The sequence below is a fragment of the Halopseudomonas phragmitis genome (assembly GCF_002056295.1).
GTDB lineage: Bacteria > Pseudomonadota > Gammaproteobacteria > Pseudomonadales > Pseudomonadaceae > Halopseudomonas > Halopseudomonas phragmitis.
On sequence record NZ_CP020100.1, the window covers coordinates 3960087 to 3976619 of the forward strand.

Annotated in this window: 16 protein-coding genes; 9 read left to right on the forward strand and 7 right to left on the reverse strand. The window is 58.9% G+C overall.

Going from position 1 to position 16533, the window contains the following annotated elements; translation table 11 throughout:
• Positions 1 to 80: 80 nt before the first annotated feature.
• The 4 genes from xisR to fdxA all read left to right on the forward strand — a co-directional run bounded on the left by xisR (position 81) and on the right by fdxA (position 4587).
• Positions 81 to 278: an excisionase family protein gene (xisR, locus tag BVH74_RS18300; protein ID WP_080051489.1), complete on the forward strand. Its 198-nt coding sequence runs from the start codon at positions 81 to 83 to the stop codon at positions 276 to 278.
• Positions 245 to 1522, forward strand: a complete 1278-nt coding sequence (locus tag BVH74_RS18305) for an Arm DNA-binding domain-containing protein (RefSeq protein WP_080051490.1) — start codon at positions 245 to 247, stop codon at positions 1520 to 1522. The genes xisR and BVH74_RS18305 overlap by 34 nt, the downstream gene beginning before the upstream one ends.
• Before the next feature lie 12 nt (positions 1523 to 1534).
• Positions 1535 to 4114 (forward strand): DNA mismatch repair protein MutS, encoded by a 2580-nt coding sequence (mutS, locus tag BVH74_RS18310; protein ID WP_231705546.1) that lies wholly within the window; start codon positions 1535 to 1537, stop codon positions 4112 to 4114.
• A gap of 149 nt (positions 4115 to 4263) precedes the next feature.
• Positions 4264 to 4587: a ferredoxin FdxA gene (gene fdxA / locus BVH74_RS18315; RefSeq protein ID WP_080051492.1), complete on the forward strand. Its 324-nt coding sequence runs from the start codon at positions 4264 to 4266 to the stop codon at positions 4585 to 4587.
• Between the two features lie 426 nt (positions 4588 to 5013).
• On the opposite strand, the gene BVH74_RS18320 is transcribed toward fdxA, so the two are convergent.
• From BVH74_RS18320 to BVH74_RS18335, 4 genes are all read right to left on the reverse strand, one after another.
• Positions 5014 to 6057: a GGDEF domain-containing protein gene (locus BVH74_RS18320; protein WP_080051493.1), complete on the reverse strand. Its 1044-nt coding sequence runs from the start codon at positions 6055 to 6057 to the stop codon at positions 5014 to 5016.
• A gap of 190 nt (positions 6058 to 6247) precedes the next feature.
• Positions 6248 to 7891 carry a chaperonin GroEL gene (gene groL, locus BVH74_RS18325; protein WP_080051494.1) on the reverse strand — a complete coding sequence of 548 codons (1644 nt, stop codon included), beginning with the start codon at positions 7889 to 7891 and terminating at the stop codon, positions 6248 to 6250.
• Between the two features lie 46 nt (positions 7892 to 7937).
• Positions 7938 to 8231, reverse strand: coding sequence for a co-chaperone GroES (locus BVH74_RS18330; protein ID WP_080051495.1), 294 nt, complete (start codon positions 8229 to 8231; stop codon positions 7938 to 7940).
• A gap of 203 nt (positions 8232 to 8434) precedes the next feature.
• Positions 8435 to 8884: an FxsA family protein gene (locus BVH74_RS18335; RefSeq protein ID WP_080051496.1), complete on the reverse strand. Its 450-nt coding sequence runs from the start codon at positions 8882 to 8884 to the stop codon at positions 8435 to 8437.
• Between the two features lie 216 nt (positions 8885 to 9100).
• Here BVH74_RS18335 and BVH74_RS18340 point away from each other — a divergent pair, with 216 nt between their 5' ends.
• Positions 9101 to 9859 (forward strand): SDR family oxidoreductase, encoded by a 759-nt coding sequence (locus BVH74_RS18340; RefSeq protein WP_080051497.1) that lies wholly within the window; start codon positions 9101 to 9103, stop codon positions 9857 to 9859.
• A 39-nt stretch (positions 9860 to 9898) separates the two neighbouring features.
• On the opposite strand, the gene BVH74_RS18345 is transcribed toward BVH74_RS18340, so the two are convergent.
• A complete protein-coding gene (locus BVH74_RS18345; RefSeq protein ID WP_080051498.1) occupies positions 9899 to 10909 on the reverse strand; it encodes a DUF481 domain-containing protein in 1011 nt (336 codons plus the stop codon).
• Between the two features lie 42 nt (positions 10910 to 10951).
• On the opposite strand from BVH74_RS18345, the gene BVH74_RS18350 reads away from it, so the two are divergent.
• Together BVH74_RS18350 and BVH74_RS18355 are read left to right on the forward strand one after the other, a co-directional pair.
• A complete protein-coding gene (locus tag BVH74_RS18350) occupies positions 10952 to 11299 on the forward strand; it encodes an MGMT family protein (protein WP_080051499.1) in 348 nt (115 codons plus the stop codon).
• Between the two features lie 23 nt (positions 11300 to 11322).
• Positions 11323 to 12834 (forward strand): AmpG family muropeptide MFS transporter, encoded by a 1512-nt coding sequence (locus BVH74_RS18355; protein ID WP_080051500.1) that lies wholly within the window; start codon positions 11323 to 11325, stop codon positions 12832 to 12834.
• Between the two features lie 291 nt (positions 12835 to 13125).
• Here the strand turns inward: BVH74_RS18355 and BVH74_RS18360 are convergent, their stop codons facing one another.
• Both BVH74_RS18360 and BVH74_RS18365 read right to left on the reverse strand, forming a co-directional pair.
• Complete coding sequence (locus BVH74_RS18360; RefSeq protein WP_080051501.1) at positions 13126 to 13965, reverse strand: mechanosensitive ion channel family protein; 840 nt, start codon at positions 13963 to 13965, stop codon at positions 13126 to 13128.
• An 84-nt stretch (positions 13966 to 14049) separates the two neighbouring features.
• Positions 14050 to 14535 carry a YajQ family cyclic di-GMP-binding protein gene (locus tag BVH74_RS18365; protein WP_080051502.1) on the reverse strand — a complete coding sequence of 162 codons (486 nt, stop codon included), beginning with the start codon at positions 14533 to 14535 and terminating at the stop codon, positions 14050 to 14052.
• A gap of 109 nt (positions 14536 to 14644) precedes the next feature.
• Between BVH74_RS18365 and BVH74_RS18370 the strand changes: the two genes are divergently transcribed.
• Both BVH74_RS18370 and BVH74_RS18375 read left to right on the forward strand, forming a co-directional pair.
• Entirely contained in the window at positions 14645 to 15595 is a 951-nt protein-coding gene (locus tag BVH74_RS18370) for a GGDEF domain-containing response regulator (RefSeq protein ID WP_080051503.1), read from the forward strand.
• 10 nt (positions 15596 to 15605) lie between these two features.
• Positions 15606 to 16523, forward strand: a complete 918-nt coding sequence (locus BVH74_RS18375) for a 2-dehydropantoate 2-reductase (RefSeq protein WP_080051504.1) — start codon at positions 15606 to 15608, stop codon at positions 16521 to 16523.
• Positions 16524 to 16533 lie beyond the last annotated feature (10 nt).

A 16533-nucleotide genomic window follows, 5' to 3' on the forward strand; every position in this document is an offset into this window, starting at 1 on the left:
GCAGCGCAGCTTGTGGAGGGGGATAAGCAAGTCTGGGTGCAGCCGATAGCGATGAGCTTGAGCAGGCAGGAGGTGCAAGTATGAGCACAGTCCGCTGGGTGCTGATCAACCGCGCATCCGAACTGACCGGCTACACCGTCAACGCCATTCAGCACAAGATCAAAGGCGGGGTATGGCCACAGGGCAAGCTGTGGCGCAAAGCACCGGATGGCAGAATCCTAATCAACCTTGAGGAGTTTGATCGTTGGGCAGAGAGCGCACCACAGGAAGCGGCATAGAGGCCGAACTGGCCAAGTCGCCAGGGGTTGAGGTTCACGGCAAAAGTCTGCGTATCGTGTTCATGTACCGAGGCAGGCGACACCGTGAAACCCTCGGCTTGCCGATCACCAAAGCCAACGTCAAACACGCCGCCCAAAAAAGGGCGGCGGTTCTTCATGCAATCAAAACTGGCACATTCGACTACGGCCAAGCGTTCCCCGACTCAAAGCACGCAGGCGAACGACCAGCCAGCAGATCCGCACGCCTGCATGAACTGATGGCGCTCTACCTGCCACTCAAAGCGGTAGATATTACCCCGGACACAGAGGCCCGGTACCGGCATGCCCTGCAAGTAACGGTCGACACGCTTGGTCCTGACCGACTGGCCAGCACACTGATGCCTATGGATATTCAGAACCTACGCGCAGAGTTGATTGCCACCCGCAAGCCGAGCACTGTGAATCACTACCTGGCCACGTTCGCCGGGATGCTGGAGTGGTGCGAGAAGAACGGGTACGCCCCGGCCGGTCTGGCCAGCGCCTGCACACGTTTTGACAACACAGAGGAAGATCCAGACCCGCTGACCCGCGAGGAGTATCAGCAGCTCATTGAGAAGGGATGCCTACACGAGCAGGACAGCGCCGCCATCACACTGATGGTCTACACCGGCCTGCGCCCAGGCGAGCTGTGCGGGCTGGGAGTGGAGGATATTGATATCAAGAAGGGATGTCTGCAGGTGGTGCGATCTGTCACCAGCAGGGGCACGTTCAAGGTGCCGAAGACAACGAAAAGCCGGACAGTCCTGCTGCTACCGCCGGCGCTGGAAGCTGCCAAGACGCTGATGAAGCTGGCCAGGGGATTCCCTCAGCAAACCGTTGACGTCGCAATCAACAGGCACCAGAGCAGAACCGACACCATCACACCGCTGATGTCGCCTAGGGTGCAAGCCAGAAGAATGAAGGTGAACAACTGGTTTGTGCCGACCGCCTGGAACACCAAGTGGGGCAACATCCAGCGCCGCGCCGGCATCCGACCACGCCGCCCCTACCAAACGCGCCACACCTATGCGTGCTGGTGCATCACCGCGCATGGTAACCTTGCCTTCATCGCAAACCAGATGGGGCACAAAGACTTCACCATGCTGGTGAAGGTCTACGGAAAATGGATGAACGACGCCTCAGAAGGTGAGATTCAGCGCATCTGGCAGGCAATGCAAGATAGTGAAAAACGCCCCAATCATGCCCCACAAAATCCTGAAACTTAAAGTAAGTCACTGATGAGCAAAGAGAAATTAGACGCTTCTAAGCACACGCCAATGATGCAACAATATTTCAGCATCAAACAGCAGCATCCGGATCAGCTGCTGTTCTACCGCATGGGCGATTTCTACGAACTGTTCTATGACGATGCGAAAAAGGCCGCGCGCCTGCTCGACATCACTCTGACCGCCCGCGGCCAGTCCGGTGGCCAGCCGATTCCCATGGCCGGCATTCCGTTTCATGCCGCCGAGGGCTATCTGGCCAAACTGGTCAAGCTTGGCGAGTCTGTCGCGATCTGTGAGCAGGTTGGCGACCCAGCCACCAGCAAGGGCCCGGTCGAGCGCCAGGTGGCGCGAATCATCACGCCCGGCACGGTCAGCGATGAAGCCCTGCTCGATGAGCGCCGTGACAACCTGCTGGCCGCCCTGCTCGGCAGCGAGCGCGGCTTTGGCCTGGCCACTCTGGACATCAACAGCGGGCGCTTCTGCGTCATGGAGCTCAAGGGCTGGGAAACCCTGCTCGGCGAACTCGAACGCCTGGCCCCGGCTGAGCTGCTGATCCCCGACGACTGGGAAACCAACACCCCGATCGAGCGCCGCCGGGCGGTACGTCGCCGGGCGCCCTGGGAGTTCGACCGCGACAGCGCCTTCAAGGCCCTGACCCAGCAATTCGGCACTCAGGATCTGGTCGGCTTCGATTGCCAGGATCTGACCCTTGGCCTAGGCGCAGCCGGCGCCCTGCTCGGTTATGCCAAGGAAACCCAGCGTACCGCTCTGCCACACATTCGTGCGATCAGCCAGGAGCGATTCGAAGACAGCGTGGTGATCGACAGCGCCAGTCGGCGCAATCTGGAGATCGACAGCAACCTCTCGGGCGGGCGTGACAACACCCTGCTCGATGTGCTCGACCACACTGCCACCGCCATGGGCAGCCGCCTGCTGGCGCGCTGGCTGAACCGCCCGCTGCGCGACATGCGCATACTCACGGCGCGTCAGGACAGCATCGCCGGCCTGCTCGACCAGCACTATCACGAAGATATTCGACCTATCCTCAAAGGTATTGGCGACATTGAGCGTATTCTCGCCCGTGTCGCTTTGCGCTCAGCCCGGCCACGTGATCTGGCCCGGCTACGCGACGCTCTGGCTACCCTGCCGCAACTGCAGGAGGCGCTGGCGCCACTGGAAATTACGCACCTGCGGGCATTGGCCGAACAGGTCAGCACCTACCCGGAACTGGCCGAACTGCTGGCCCGTGCGGTGATCGACAACCCACCGGCGCTGATCCGGGACGGCGGCGTCATCGCCCCCGGATTTGATGCCGAACTGGACGAACTGCAGAACATCAGCGAAAACGCCGGCCAGTACCTGATCGATCTGGAAACCCGCGAACGCGAACGTACCGGCTTGTCGACCCTGAAGGTCGGCTACAACCGCGTACATGGCTATTTTATTGAACTATCACGCGGCCAGGCCGATCAGGCGCCGATCGATTACCAGCGTCGTCAGACCCTCAAGGGGGCCGAGCGCTTCATCACCCCGGAGCTGAAAGAGTTTGAAGACAAGGCACTGTCGGCCCGCAGCCGGGCTCTGGCACGGGAAAAACAGCTCTATGACGAGTTGCTCGATCGCCTCAATGAGGATCTGGCCAGCCTGCAGGACAGCGCCGCCAGCCTGGCCGAACTCGACGTGCTGGCAACCCTGGCCGAGCGCGCCAGCAGCCTGGACTACTGCCGCCCGCGGTTTGTCGATGATAACCAGGTTGTCATTGAGGGCGGCCGGCATCCGGTGGTCGAGCAGGTACTGGACACCCCGTTCGTGGCCAATGACCTGAACCTGGACCCTGAAACCCGCATGCTGATCATTACCGGCCCGAACATGGGCGGTAAATCGACCTACATGCGCCAGACCGCCCTGATCGTTCTGCTCGCCCATATCGGCGCCTATGTCCCGGCCAGCCGGGTTGAGCTGTCCTGTGTCGACCGCATCTTCACCCGGATTGGCTCCAGCGACGACCTGGCCGGTGGCCGTTCTACCTTCATGGTCGAAATGAGCGAGACCGCCAACATTCTCAACAACGCCACCGAGGCCAGCCTTGTATTGATGGACGAAGTAGGTCGCGGCACCAGCACCTTCGACGGCCTGTCGCTGGCCTGGTCAGCCGCCGAGTATCTGGCCCGGGTACGCGCCTTTACCCTGTTTGCCACTCACTATTTCGAGCTCACTGCGCTGGCCGACACCGACCCCGGCGTTGCCAACGTGCACCTCAATGCCACCGAGCACAACGAGCGCATCGTCTTTTTGCACAACGTCCAGCCCGGGCCAGCCAGTCAGAGTTACGGTCTGCAGGTAGCACAACTGGCCGGGGTGCCACGTCCGGTGATTGAACGTGCGCGCCAACACCTGCATCAGCTTGAGCAGCAAAGCCTTGCACAACACGCCGGTACGCCAGGCCGGGCAGCCGAGCAGCCACTGCAAAACGATCTGTTCGCCAGCGCCCCCCACCCTTTGGTGGAGGCCCTGCAACAGCTCAAGCCTGACGATCTCAGCCCTCGTCAGGCCCTGGAACTGCTATACCAATGGAAAGCGGAACTGTCGTGATCTTTCGAGAAATGATAGTCATTTTCATTGAAGCCCCAATGAATGGCGCTGTGCGGTAGCAAAACCCCGCCAGCGTCTGTACCAGCCGATAAAAACTGCTAGACTACGCGCCACGTTTTGCGACCGCCTGATTCTGATGGAGAGCCACCATGACCTTTGTTGTTACCGACAACTGCATCAAGTGCAAGTACACCGATTGCGTTGAGGTCTGCCCTGTCGATTGCTTCTACGAAGGCCCCAACTTCCTGGTGATCCACCCGGACGAGTGTATCGATTGCGCCCTGTGCGAGCCTGAGTGCCCGGCCAATGCGATTTTCTCCGAAGACGAAGTGCCAGAAGATCAGCAGGAGTTTATCGAACTGAACGCTGAGCTGGCGGACGTCTGGCCGAACATCACCGAGAAGAAGGATGCGCTGGCCGACGCTGAAGAGTGGGATGGTGTGCCGGACAAGCTGCAGTATCTGGAGCGCTAAGCGCCAGCAGCAAACCGCGAAAAAGGCCGACCCTGTGTCGGTCTTTTTATGTCCGCCCAGGGCAAATTTCAGGCAAAAAATTTCAGGCAAAAAAAAGGGGCGGGATAAACCCGCCCACTCTTTATTCCCTATGTGCTATCCGTGTCCCGTCATCCTGACGTCGTCATCCTGATCATCCCTAGTTCAGCTCCCTGCCGAACAGCGTTGTCCCTAACGCATGGGCACATAATATCGCGTTACGACTCCCGCACAAGCCCATGAATAAGACATATTCTCAACCACAACAAACAATAAACCTTTAAAAAACAGCATGTTACTAAAAAAACTAAAGATATTTCCTCTCAGCACGCACAACACGCAGCAACGTTGACTTACAACGCATGTAGGCAATGTCTTACATTCTGAAAACAACCGCCTCAACCGATCTCAGTTCGTGGCCAGCTCAACCCGGTTACGCCCGGCGGACTTGCCGCGATAAAGCGCCTCATCGGCACGGGCAATGCTGTTGTTGAGCGGTTCTCCGGCCTGATGCGTGCTGATCCCGATACTGACCGACAATGGACACGCAAGGCCAGTGCCCGCCTGCTCCACCGCCTGCCGGACCCGCTCGGCTATGGTGCGCGCACTTTCCAGATCACTACCGGGCAATACCGCCAGAAACTCTTCGCCACCCCAGCGCGCTACAGTGTCCTGCTCACGCACACAGGCCTTGATCGCACGACTGACCGCCTGCAACACCAGGTCGCCGGCCTCATGTCCGTGTTGATCATTGATCGCCTTGAAATGATCGACATCCAGCAACAGCAAGGCTGTGGTCCCAAATTCCGCACCCTCAGCCTGGGACCGCTCCAGAAGGTTGATCACATAACGGCGATTGTAGAGCCCTGTCAGAGCGTCCGTCGCGGCCATCCGGCGCAGATGGCGATCAGCCCGGGTAACCGTACCGACGTAAAACACCGACAGATAGCTGAACATCAGAAATACTACGCTCAGATTGAACAGATGGACCCACAACAGCGCCGCAGGACTGATTGGCTGCAAGGGCTCGACAAAGCGCATCAGAAGATCCAATGCGACATAGAAGGCCCAGAGCCCGAGCACGCCATACCAGGCATGACGCGTGGTACGCATGCCGGCAAACAGGGCAGGAATGAACATCAGCAGAAAATAGTGGAAACCACTGTCCCAGCCGATCAGTAGGCTGCCCAGGGCCGCATGCACAGTAACCTCGATCCAGATCAGCGCTACCGCCAGCCGGTTGCGCCTGGCCTTGAGCGCCCAAATGGCGGTCGCATACATCGCAATACTGATGATATTGATCCAGGCCAGGATCGGTGAGCCCAACAGCAGAAAAAGCACAAAAAAGGCCGCGTCAATCGAGCCAGCCCATATGCAACACAGCCGAGTCATCTTCCAGAACTGCCCACGCGGGGCGCTTTGCCGCTCAAACACCGGGGTCACATCAGCCATGTATCGGTTTCCAGTAAAGGCAGGGACGCTAAGAAAGACGTTGCATAGCCAAATCAGGCTACAGAGCCTACCCCGGCATCATTGTGCCACCGAGTGTAGCCCAGCACCGACTCACGGACAGTATCTCCAGCAACAAAAAACCCGGTACCTTACGGTACCGGGTTTTCGGAGCGTCTGAGCGACGGACTGCTTACATCATGCCGCCCATGCCACCCATACCACCCATGCCGCCCATGTCCGGCATGGCCGGCTTCTCTTCCGGCAGCTCGGCAACCATGGCCTCGGTGGTGATCATCAGGCTGGCAACCGAAGCAGCAGCCTGCAGAGCACTACGGGTAACCTTGGCCGGATCGAGAATACCCATCTCGATCATGTCGCCGTACTCACCAGTCGCAGCGTTGTAACCGAAGTTACCTTCGCCGGACTTGACCTTCTGCAGAACCACAGCAGCTTCTTCACCGGCGTTGGTGACGATCTGGCGCAGCGGCGCTTCGACCGCACGACGCAGCAGCTTGATGCCGACGTTCTGGTCTTCGTTGTCACCCTTCAGGCCTTCAATGGCAGCCAGGGTTCGAACCAGAGCCACGCCACCACCAGGTACTACGCCTTCTTCAACAGCGGCGCGAGTAGCGTGCAGCGCGTCTTCAACGCGATGCTTCTTCTCTTTCATTTCCACTTCGGTGGCTGCGCCAACCTTGATTACCGCAACACCGCCAGCCAGCTTGGCCAGACGCTCTTGCAGTTTTTCACGGTCGTAGTCGGAAGTGGTTTCTTCGACCTGCTTGCGGATCTGGGCCACACGGGCTTCGATATCCACTTGGGCGCCGGCGCCGTCGATCACGGTCGAGTTGTCCTTGTTGATCTGAACGCGCTTGGCTTGACCCAGGTGCTCCAGAGCAGCGCTCTCCAGGCTCAGGCCAACTTCTTCGCTGATTACGGTACCGCCGGTGAGGATGGCGATATCCTGCAGCATGGCCTTGCGGCGATCACCAAAGCCCGGGGCCTTGACCGCAGCAACCTTGACGATACCGCGCATATTGTTGACTACCAGAGTAGCCAAGGCTTCGCCTTCTACATCCTCAGCTACGATCATCAGCGGACGACCAGCCTTGGCAACGGCTTCCAGAACCGGCAGCAGTTCGCGGATGTTGGAGATTTTCTTGTCAACCAGCAGCAGATACGGGTTATCCAGCTCGGCGGACATGGTTTCCGGCTTGTTGACGAAGTAGGGAGACAGGTAACCACGGTCGAACTGCATGCCCTCAACCACCGACAGCTCGTTCTCCAGACCAGAACCTTCCTCAACAGTGATCACGCCTTCCTTGCCGACGCGATCCATAGCTTCGGCGATGATCTTGCCGATCGAATCGTCGGAGTTGGCAGAGATGGTACCTACCTGGGCGATGGCCTTGGAGTCTTCACAGGGCTTGGCCAGATTCTTGAGTTCAGCGACGATGGCGACGGTGGCCTTGTCGATGCCACGTTTGAGGTCCATCGGGTTCATGCCGGCAGCAACGGCTTTCAAGCCTTCGGTAACGATGGCCTGAGCCAGTACAGTAGCAGTGGTGGTACCGTCACCGGCGTCATCGTTAGCGCGCGAGGCAACGTCCTTGACCAGTTGCGCACCCATGTTCTCGAACTTGTCTTTCAGCTCGATTTCCTTGGCTACGGACACACCGTCTTTGGTGATCAGCGGCGCGCCGAAGCTGCGCTCAATCAGCACGTTGCGACCTTTCGGGCCCAGGGTAGCCTTGACCGCATTGGCCAGGGTGTTGACGCCGTCGAGCATCTTGTTACGGGCGGAAATACCAAATTTAACTTCTTTAGCAGCCATGTTTGCTTTCCTTCAATGAATTCGTTGGGGATCTGCCAGCCAGTGCTCAGCTTTCCAGCACGCCGTAGATTTCGGACTCGCTCATCATCAGCAGCTCTTCGCCATCGATTTTGATGGTGTTGCTACCGGAATAGGGGCCGAAAACCACTTTGTCGCCCTCTTTGACGGCCAGCGGACGTACGTCACCGTTGTCCAGCAGACGCCCGGTACCCACAGCTATCACCACACCGGTATTCGGTTTTTCTGCGGCAGAGCCCGGCAGAACGATACCGCCAGCGGTTTTGGTCTCTTCTTCGCTGCGACGAACGACCACGCGATCGTGTAACGGACGGATTTTCATCGTTGTGAGTCTCCCAATTTGAATGTCATTGGCCGGTAGACCGGCACTTCGTGTTAAAAAACCAGACCTTGCGGCCTGAAGGACGGACCTCTGTTGCAGAGTCGCGTCACTGTCCTGCTGCCCGCCGTGGCGGGCTCGTCAAAACGGGTGAATCCTTAATGGGGACCAGGCAAGCCATTTCAAGGGGCGCACAGCAAATTTTTTCACTGATCGCCAATCTGCCGGTCAGTGCGGCGCTCGGCCTCGGACTTGGCTTCCCACTCGCCCTCAATGATGGTGTGACCACCTCGCTGCCAGACCTGCGGACCACCCGGTTCCCCCGGAGCCGGCTGACCACGACTGCGCCAGGCCAACAGCAGGCAGGGAATCGCCAGCGCATCGGTAATCACCCCTGGGAACATCAACAGCACGCCCGCCAGGACACCCCAGAACCCAGAGCGCAAGACGGCAAACGGCGAGCGATCATGCGCCATTTGCACCTGCAGGCGCTGAACCATTGCCCAACCCTGGCGCTGAATCAAAGCAATGCCCAGCAAACCACTGACCAGCACCCACAACAGGGTCATCCCCACGCCGATGGCCTGCCCCAGCAGGATCAAGCCGGCCAGTTCGAGCAGCGGCACCAGCAACAGAAGAAATCGGAAAAACGGCATGCAAGCCTCAGCTCTCAGTGACCAAAACCCTTATATGGGTACGCAGTCCGACCGTTTCAAGACAGGCCGACGGATGGCTGTATTTGTAGCCATGCCGACATCAAAGTCAAAAGATGACCAAATACGCCAAACGGGTCTTCTCTATTCACCCCATCTGGTGCATGCTTGCAGCCCTGTTTTCCCATCCGATTTCATTGGCTATGAGGAGTGCCAAGCATGCAATTGAGAGATAGCGTGATCATCATTACCGGCGGCGGTCAGGGCCTGGGCCGTTCGATGGGCGAATTTCTCGCCGCCAAGGGCGCCCGCCTGGCGCTGGTCGACCTGAATCAGGAGCGACTGGACGAAGCAGTAGCCGCCTGTAAGGCTGCCGGTGGCGATGCCCGGGCCTATCAGTGCAATATCGCCAATGAAGAACAGGTCACTGATATGGTCAACCAGGTAGCCAGTGACTTCGGCGCTATCAACGGTCTGATCAACAATGCCGGCATCCTGCGTGACGGCCTGCTGCTCAAGAGCAAGGACGGCGAAATCCAAAAGATGAGCCTGGCGCAATGGCAGTCGGTGATCGACGTCAATCTCACCGGCGTGTTCCTGTGCACCCGTGAAGTTGGAGCAAAGATGATCGAGCTGGGTAACCAGGGCCTGATCATCAACATTTCCTCGATTTCCCGCGCCGGCAACATTGGTCAGTCCAATTACTCAGCAGCCAAGGCCGGGGTCGCGGCCATGACTGTGGTCTGGGCCAAGGAACTGGCGCGTTATGGCATCCGCGTGGCCGGTATCGCCCCAGGCTTCATCGAAACCGAGATGACCGGAGGCATGAAACCCGAGGCACTGGAAAAGATGACCTCCGGCATTCCGCTCAAGCGCATGGGTAAGCCAGCCGAAATCGCTCATTCGGCGGCTTACCTGTTCGAGAACGACTACTACACCGGTCGCATCCTTGAACTCGATGGTGGTCTGCGCATCTAGCCGCCCGGCCCGGGCTACTTGTGGCCCGGGCCTTTAGTTTCACCAGTTGACCCCCAGCCCTAACCGATAGCGCTTGTAGTTGGTCCCGGTATCGTCAGTGGTCTTGAGATAGTCCCAGTCGGTACTCAGGCTAAGTGCCATCCAACTGTTGAGCAGATAGCGCAACCCCAGCTCGGCATCAACCGCATAGCGGATTGCATCATCGTCGGGAATCAGGGTTTCAGCCTTGTGGAACAATTGGAAACGCTTGCCAAACAAAAAGCGTCGGTAGTCCCACTCCAGCGCCAATGCATTGGTATGCCAGGTCTCGCCCGTGCGCTCGTCCAGCTGCAGGTAGTCCAGCCGGGCCGAGGTTTCAAAACGCCCCAAAGCACTATTCCACCACTCATAACCTGGCCCCATACCAAACTGTATACGGCGCTCGATATCGCCTATGAGGTCGCGCTGATAACTGGCGCTGGTCTGCCAGAACCACTGATCGGCAAAAAACCAGCTCAGATCGTACTCAGCATCCCAGACGTGCCGACTCTTCACATCATTGCGAAAGTCACGCTCGAACTCATAGGCTAACCCATGTCGCCAGTCGCCGTGGCGGGCCTGGGTGTCGATACTGATATCCAGGTCACGCTGATCGGTCTCGGCATCCTTGATATCCAGCGCGACATTGGCCTTGCCTTCCCAGACCCAGTCCTCGATCACCGGCTGCGGCTCAAGCATCTGCCGGATCGCGCTGATCGGCAATTCCTGGGGCTCTGGCAGGCCATTGACCAGCAGCACAGTGCCCGGAGTATCCGAAGCCATCAGCCCCATGGCCCGTTCAGCCTGCCCCTGGGTTTTGACCAGCAGGGTCCGATCACTCTCCAGAGTGCGGATTCGCTTGACATCCACCGTCACCCGACCGGCAAAATCGGTCACTATTACCAGCTTACTGCCCTCAAGCAGTTCGATCTTGCCGGTTAGTCGATCACCGTTGTCGAGCCACAGAGTGTCGGCCAGGGTCGGCAAGCTGAAACATAGCAACAACAAAAGACAGTACGGCCTGCACCACATACAACATCCTTAACATCATTTCAGATTCGAGCGTTACTATTCATGCCCCAGCCACCAGCGCCAGCAAGCATTCCCCAAGGTTCGACCAATGAATCCTGGCAACGTTTCCTGCAAGCGCTGGCCAGCATCCCCGCTGGTCGGGTCACCAGCTACGGCAGACTAGCCCAACTAGCAGGTCTGGGACGAGGCGCCCGGCAAGTAGGTCGCTGGCTGGGACAACTGCCAGAGGGCAGCAATCTGCCCTGGCACCGAGTGATCAACAGCCAGGGCCAGTTGTCGTTGCCGGCCGATAGCCCGGCCGGTCAGGAACAATACCGCCGACTGATGGACGAAGGCATTATGGTCAGCGGTCGACGAGTCAATATGAAACGTTATGGCTGGCCGGACTGAGCCCCATACCCCCAAGGAACTCCATGAAAGCATCACACAGCGAAACCCTGGCCAATAGCTCCCGGCACGAAGGGCTGCGGGTTTACCTCAATCCCCGGGTTCTGGGCATGCTGTTTCTCGGTTTTTCCGCCGGTCTGCCGCTGTTATTGGTTGGTGGCACCTTCAGTGCCTGGTTGCGCGACCTGGGCATTGATCTGGCCGCCATCGGCTTTCTGAGCTGGGTCGGCATGGCCCACTCGATCAAGGTGCTCTGGGCTCCCGTGATTGACCGGGCCCCTATCCCGCTGCTGACCCGCTGGCTCGGTCGGCGCCGGGCCTGGATGATACTGGCTCAGGTAGTTATCGCCGGCTCCCTGCTGGGAATGGCGCTGACCGATCCACGCGAAAATCTGGGCCTGATCGCATTGTTCGGCATTCTAACCGCCTTTGGCTCGGCCACCCAAGACATCGCCATCGACGCCTACCGGGTCGAGGCTGAAGCCAAGCATCGCCAGGCGGCCATGGCCGCTACCTATGTCACCGGTTACCGGGTGGCGATCCTTGCCGCCGGGGCCGGAGCCCTGCACATCGCCGCCCTGGACCCCGCAGCCCCACCACCGGCCTACACCGAGGAAGCTGGTGGCCGGTCACGTATTGGCCTGGCCATCAACCTGGTGCTCAATTCATTGCGCACCCTGTTCTATGACTGGGGACTGATCACCGTAGTCAACGGCTGGACTCTGGCCTATCTGTGTATGGCGCTGTTGATGCTGGTCGGCATCATAACCACCCTGATCATCGCCGAACCCAAGGTTGCGGTTACCCAGTCGACGGCCCAGTTCGAGCAGCGGGTCAACAGTTACCTGGCCAATACCCAACACAATGGATGGCGCAGAAGCATCACAGCCTGGTTCATCGGTGCCGTGGTTTGCCCGTTCGCCGAGTTTTTCCAGCGTTATGGCAAAGCCGCACTGATCATCCTGCTGTTCATTGGTTGTTTTCGCATCAGCGATATCTTCATGGGCGTGATGGCCAATCCGTTCTATCTGGACCTGGGCTTCAGCAAGGCTGAAATTGCCAATATTGCTGCCGCATTCGGTCTGGCCATGACCCTGGCTGGCGCCGCCATCGGCGGGGTCCTGGTGGCTCGATTCGGGATTGCACCGATTCTGCTGTTTACCGCCTTCATGGCCCCGGCGACCAACCTGACCTTTGCCTGGCTGGCGCATATCGGTCCCCAGCAGCATGGCCTGGTAATGGCGATTATTGCCGACAACATCACCGGCGGCCTGGCAATCTCGGTCTTCATCGCCTACCTGTCGAGCCTGACCAACACCGCCTACACTGCCACCCAGTACGCGCTGTTCAGCTCACTGATGACCTTGCCGGGGCAGTTCGCCGCCGGCTTCACCGGAGTTCTGGCCGCGCATGTCGGCTGGGAGATGTTCTTCATCATCACCGCCCTGACCGGGGTTCCGGCGATCATTCTGGTGGCGATATTGCTGAAGGTGGCGCACCCCGACCGCAGCAGGCGCCCAGGGATTGATGAGGGATAGGGAAACACTGATTAATTGCACGCAAGCCCAGCAGCCCGGTTGGCGCTGACCTGTTCTGGACTGTCGATGCCCCGGACGGGCATCGTCAAGCCCCCAGGGGTGAGGCAAGCGTTTACCAAGCATGCTTGGTGCGCAGCCGAACGCCGACCGATCTGTGATCGGTTGGCCGGACCCGGAGGGGGTTCACGGCGTGTCCAGAACAGGTCAGCGACAATTGGGCCAACACCGAAGCTGATGTAATCAGTGTTTCCCAAGAGACTATTGGGGGCGCCATAGACGCCCCCAAACAGATCAACCGTTGCTGGCTTGCGCAACCATGTGCACGGTGCGCTGCGGGAATGGGATGGTAATGCCTTCCTGGTCGAAGGTTTCCTTGGCCGCCTCGATGGTGTCAAAGAAAACGCCCCAGTAGTCCTCGGTCTTGGTCCACATACGCAGGGACAGATCGACCGAGCTATCACCCAACGACACCAACCAGACCACCGGCGCCGGATCCTTGAACACCCGGGCATCTGCCTGAGCCAGACGCAGCAGAATCTCGCGGGCCTTCTTCACATCATCGCCGTAGTCAATACCGATATTGATGTCGACCCGCCGGGTCGGCTGGCGCGAATAGTTGATGATATTGCCATTGGACAGGCTACCGTTGGGGATCACCACGGTCTTGTTGTCCGGAGTCTTGAGTACGGTATGGAAGATCTGGATGCTGTCCACGGTACCGGCCGTACCCTGAGCCTCGATATATTCACCGACCTTGAACGGACGCAGGAACAGAATCAGTACACCACCGGCGAAGTTAGCCAAGCTGCCCTGCAGCGCCAGACCGACAGCCAAACCGGCGGCACCGATCAGCGCGATGAACGAAGTGGTCTGAATACCGATCATGCCGGCGACACTGATCAGCAACAGAACCTTGAGACCAATATTGACCAAATTGCCGATGAAACCGTGCAAGGTCGCCTCGACGCTGCGCTTTTCCATCAGCCGCAGCACGGTGGTGCTGATCCGCCCAATGATCCACCAACCGACCAACAGGGTGATCAGCGCCAGCAGCACCTGACCGCCGTACTGCATGACCAGCGGCAACCACGCCTCCTGCAGACCATCCAATTGGGTCATAACATCTTCCATTACCTTCTCCTGATTTTTTAATTACACGAAAACCCAGCAGCCCTGCTGGGGCTGACACCGACTTTAAATTCAATCAGCGCTTTTTCAATCGCGAAAATTATTGAACTGCAGCGGCATTTCAAGCTTGGCGCCACGCAGCAAGGCCATGACATCCTGCAGATCATCACGCTTCTTGCCGGTTACCCGGACCTGATCGCCCTGGATCGCCGCCTGAACTTTGAGCTTGGAGTCCTTGATCAGAGCCACGATCTTCTTGGCAAGTTCCTTGTCGATACCTTCACGCAGCACAACCTCCTGCTTGACCAGTTTGCCAGAAGCATAGGCATCCTTGATCTCCAGGCACTGAATATCGATCTTGCGCTTGATCAGGCTCATTTGCAGGATCTCCAGCATCTGCCCCAACTGAAAGTCCGCTTCGGCCGTCAACTGCACCAGCAGATCCTTGTCCTTGAACTCAAAACTGCCCTTGCCACGCAGGTCATAGCGCCGGTCCAGCTCCTTGACCGCATTGTCCACGGCGTTAGTGACTTCATGTTTGTCCAATTCGGACACCACATCGAACGATGGCATGCATTAACCTCGATAAAACACGTTTTTTATGACATTCATAGCAAAACAACAGCACAAGCTCGTGGCATTATAGCCTCAAACGACATAGACCCTGAACGGAAGCCTTGCCATGCCCAACCCGCAGTTAAGCATCATGGTGGTGGACGATACCAAATTCAGCAGCGCGGTTATCGGCCATACCCTGTCTCAAGCGGGTTATACCGATATCCGGTTCGCCAGTTCCGCCATGGACGCATTGGCCATGCATGAACAACGCCCGGCCAGCGTCATGGTCGCCGACTGGCTGATGCCGGAAATGGATGGCCTGGAGCTGACCACCCGCATCCGCCAGGCTGACGAGCAAAGCGACCATTACACCTATGTTGTCCTGCTGACGGCTCGCGAAGGCGACAACGTACTGGGCGAAGCCTTCGATCGCGGGGTCGATGACTTCATCAGCAAATCGGCCATGAACGAGCAACTGCTGCCACGCATCTACGCTGCTGATCGAACCTCACAACTGATCAACCGCCTGCTCGACGAGAACCGCCTGCTGGCAGTCAATAATGCGCAACTCGAGGCTCATAATCTGGTCGACAGCCTGACCGCCATCGGCAACCGCCGCTACCTGCTCCAGCGCCTGAGCGACAGCCTGCGCAACGTTGAAGCCCGGGGTGGTGCCTGCTGCCTGCTGGTGCTCGGCGTACAGAATCTCGACGAACTGAGCAACCGATTCGGTGAAGATGTGCGCCAGGAACTGCTCAAGGGAATAGCCCGCCGCCTGCAACAACTGGTCCGCCCCACCGACGTGATCGCTCGGGTCAGCAACAACGCCTTTGCCATCGTCACCCTGGCCGATGACCCACTGGAATGCAAACCCAACAGTTTCCGCCGCCTGCATGACGGCCTCAATCTCAAGGCCTTCAAAACCAGCGAGGGCTATCTCTCGGTTCGCGCCGGCATGGCCCTGGGCTCAGCCAGCCAACGCCAGTCCCAAGCTGATGCCAGCGCCTGGCTGGAGCAGGTGGAACAGCAACTGGAACAGGCCTACGCCACCAACCTGATCACTGAAGTGCCGTAACGGACGGCTGATGCTGCATATACTCGGAGCCGGTAGCCTGGGACTGCTGTGGGCGGCACGTCTGACTCGCGCCGGCCTGCCCTGCCGCCTGCTCCTGCGAGATGCCCGGCGCCAGGCCGAATGGCAGAGCCGAAACAACCTGTTGATCTTTGAACAGGCAGGCAAGCGCGAGCTACTGACGATTGAGACCTTGCCGATCAGCGACTGCCATGAGCCCATTAAGCAACTGATCGTGGCCACCAAGGCCCATGAAGTGCACAGCGCACTCAGCAGCCTGCCAGTTGCACTGCTGGACCAGAGCGACTGCCTGCTATTGCAGAACGGTCTGGGTAGCCAGCAACAGGCCCAGGCCCTGCTCCCCAATGCCCGCGTCCTGTTTGCCAGTGTGACCGACGGCGCCTGGAGCCCGGCCCCCGGCCACGTCTGCTGGGCTGGTATCGGCGAAACCCGGATTGGCGACCCGCAAGGCGGTGCAGCTCCCGCGTGGCTGAATCAGCTAGACCGGGCCGGGATCGTCTGGCATTGGGATAGCCGAATCCTTGAGGTACTCTGGCTAAAACTGGCGGTGAACTGCGCGATCAACCCCTTCACCGCCCTGTTCGACTGCCGTAACGGTGACGTGCCGGCACGGGCCGGAATCCAGCTTGAACAGGTCATTGATGAGCTGCACAGCCTGCTCAGCATTGCCGCTCGCAGCCCTGGTCGCCAAGCCTTGGGGGAGCGTATCCACAGCGTGATCCAGGCCACCGCCGGCAACAGTTCATCCATGCGTCAGGATATCCATGCCCGTCGCCGCACCGAGATCGACTACATTCTTGGCTACGCTTGCCGCGAGGCCAGACAGCGAGGGCTACCTACCCCGGCACTGACATCCCTGCACGAGGAGCTGCAAACCCTGCTCCACACACTGGGGCTGCCGCACAACTGATATGTTGCCT

Excerpts from the sequence above, each read along its gene's own strand:
- xisR (WP_080051489.1), top strand. The coding sequence starts at position 81 with ATGAGCACAGTCCGCTGGGTGCTGATCAACCGCGCATCCGAACTGACC.
- mutS (WP_231705546.1), top strand. The coding sequence starts at position 1,535 with ATGAGCAAAGAGAAATTAGACGCTTCTAAGCACACGCCAATGATGCAA.
- fdxA (WP_080051492.1), top strand. The coding sequence starts at position 4,264 with ATGACCTTTGTTGTTACCGACAACTGCATCAAGTGCAAGTACACCGAT.
- BVH74_RS18320 (WP_080051493.1), bottom strand. The coding sequence starts at position 6,057 with ATGGCTGATGTGACCCCGGTGTTTGAGCGGCAAAGCGCCCCGCGTGGG.
- groL (WP_080051494.1), bottom strand. The coding sequence starts at position 7,891 with ATGGCTGCTAAAGAAGTTAAATTTGGTATTTCCGCCCGTAACAAGATG.
- BVH74_RS18330 (WP_080051495.1), bottom strand. The coding sequence starts at position 8,231 with ATGAAAATCCGTCCGTTACACGATCGCGTGGTCGTTCGTCGCAGCGAA.
- BVH74_RS18335 (WP_080051496.1), bottom strand. The coding sequence starts at position 8,884 with ATGCCGTTTTTCCGATTTCTTCTGTTGCTGGTGCCGCTGCTCGAACTG.
- BVH74_RS18340 (WP_080051497.1), top strand. The coding sequence starts at position 9,101 with ATGCAATTGAGAGATAGCGTGATCATCATTACCGGCGGCGGTCAGGGC.
- BVH74_RS18345 (WP_080051498.1), bottom strand. The coding sequence starts at position 10,909 with ATGTGGTGCAGGCCGTACTGTCTTTTGTTGTTGCTATGTTTCAGCTTG.
- BVH74_RS18350 (WP_080051499.1), top strand. The coding sequence starts at position 10,952 with ATGCCCCAGCCACCAGCGCCAGCAAGCATTCCCCAAGGTTCGACCAAT.
- BVH74_RS18355 (WP_080051500.1), top strand. The coding sequence starts at position 11,323 with ATGAAAGCATCACACAGCGAAACCCTGGCCAATAGCTCCCGGCACGAA.
- BVH74_RS18360 (WP_080051501.1), bottom strand. The coding sequence starts at position 13,965 with ATGGAAGATGTTATGACCCAATTGGATGGTCTGCAGGAGGCGTGGTTG.
- BVH74_RS18365 (WP_080051502.1), bottom strand. The coding sequence starts at position 14,535 with ATGCCATCGTTCGATGTGGTGTCCGAATTGGACAAACATGAAGTCACT.
- BVH74_RS18370 (WP_080051503.1), top strand. The coding sequence starts at position 14,645 with ATGCCCAACCCGCAGTTAAGCATCATGGTGGTGGACGATACCAAATTC.
- BVH74_RS18375 (WP_080051504.1), top strand. The coding sequence starts at position 15,606 with ATGCTGCATATACTCGGAGCCGGTAGCCTGGGACTGCTGTGGGCGGCA.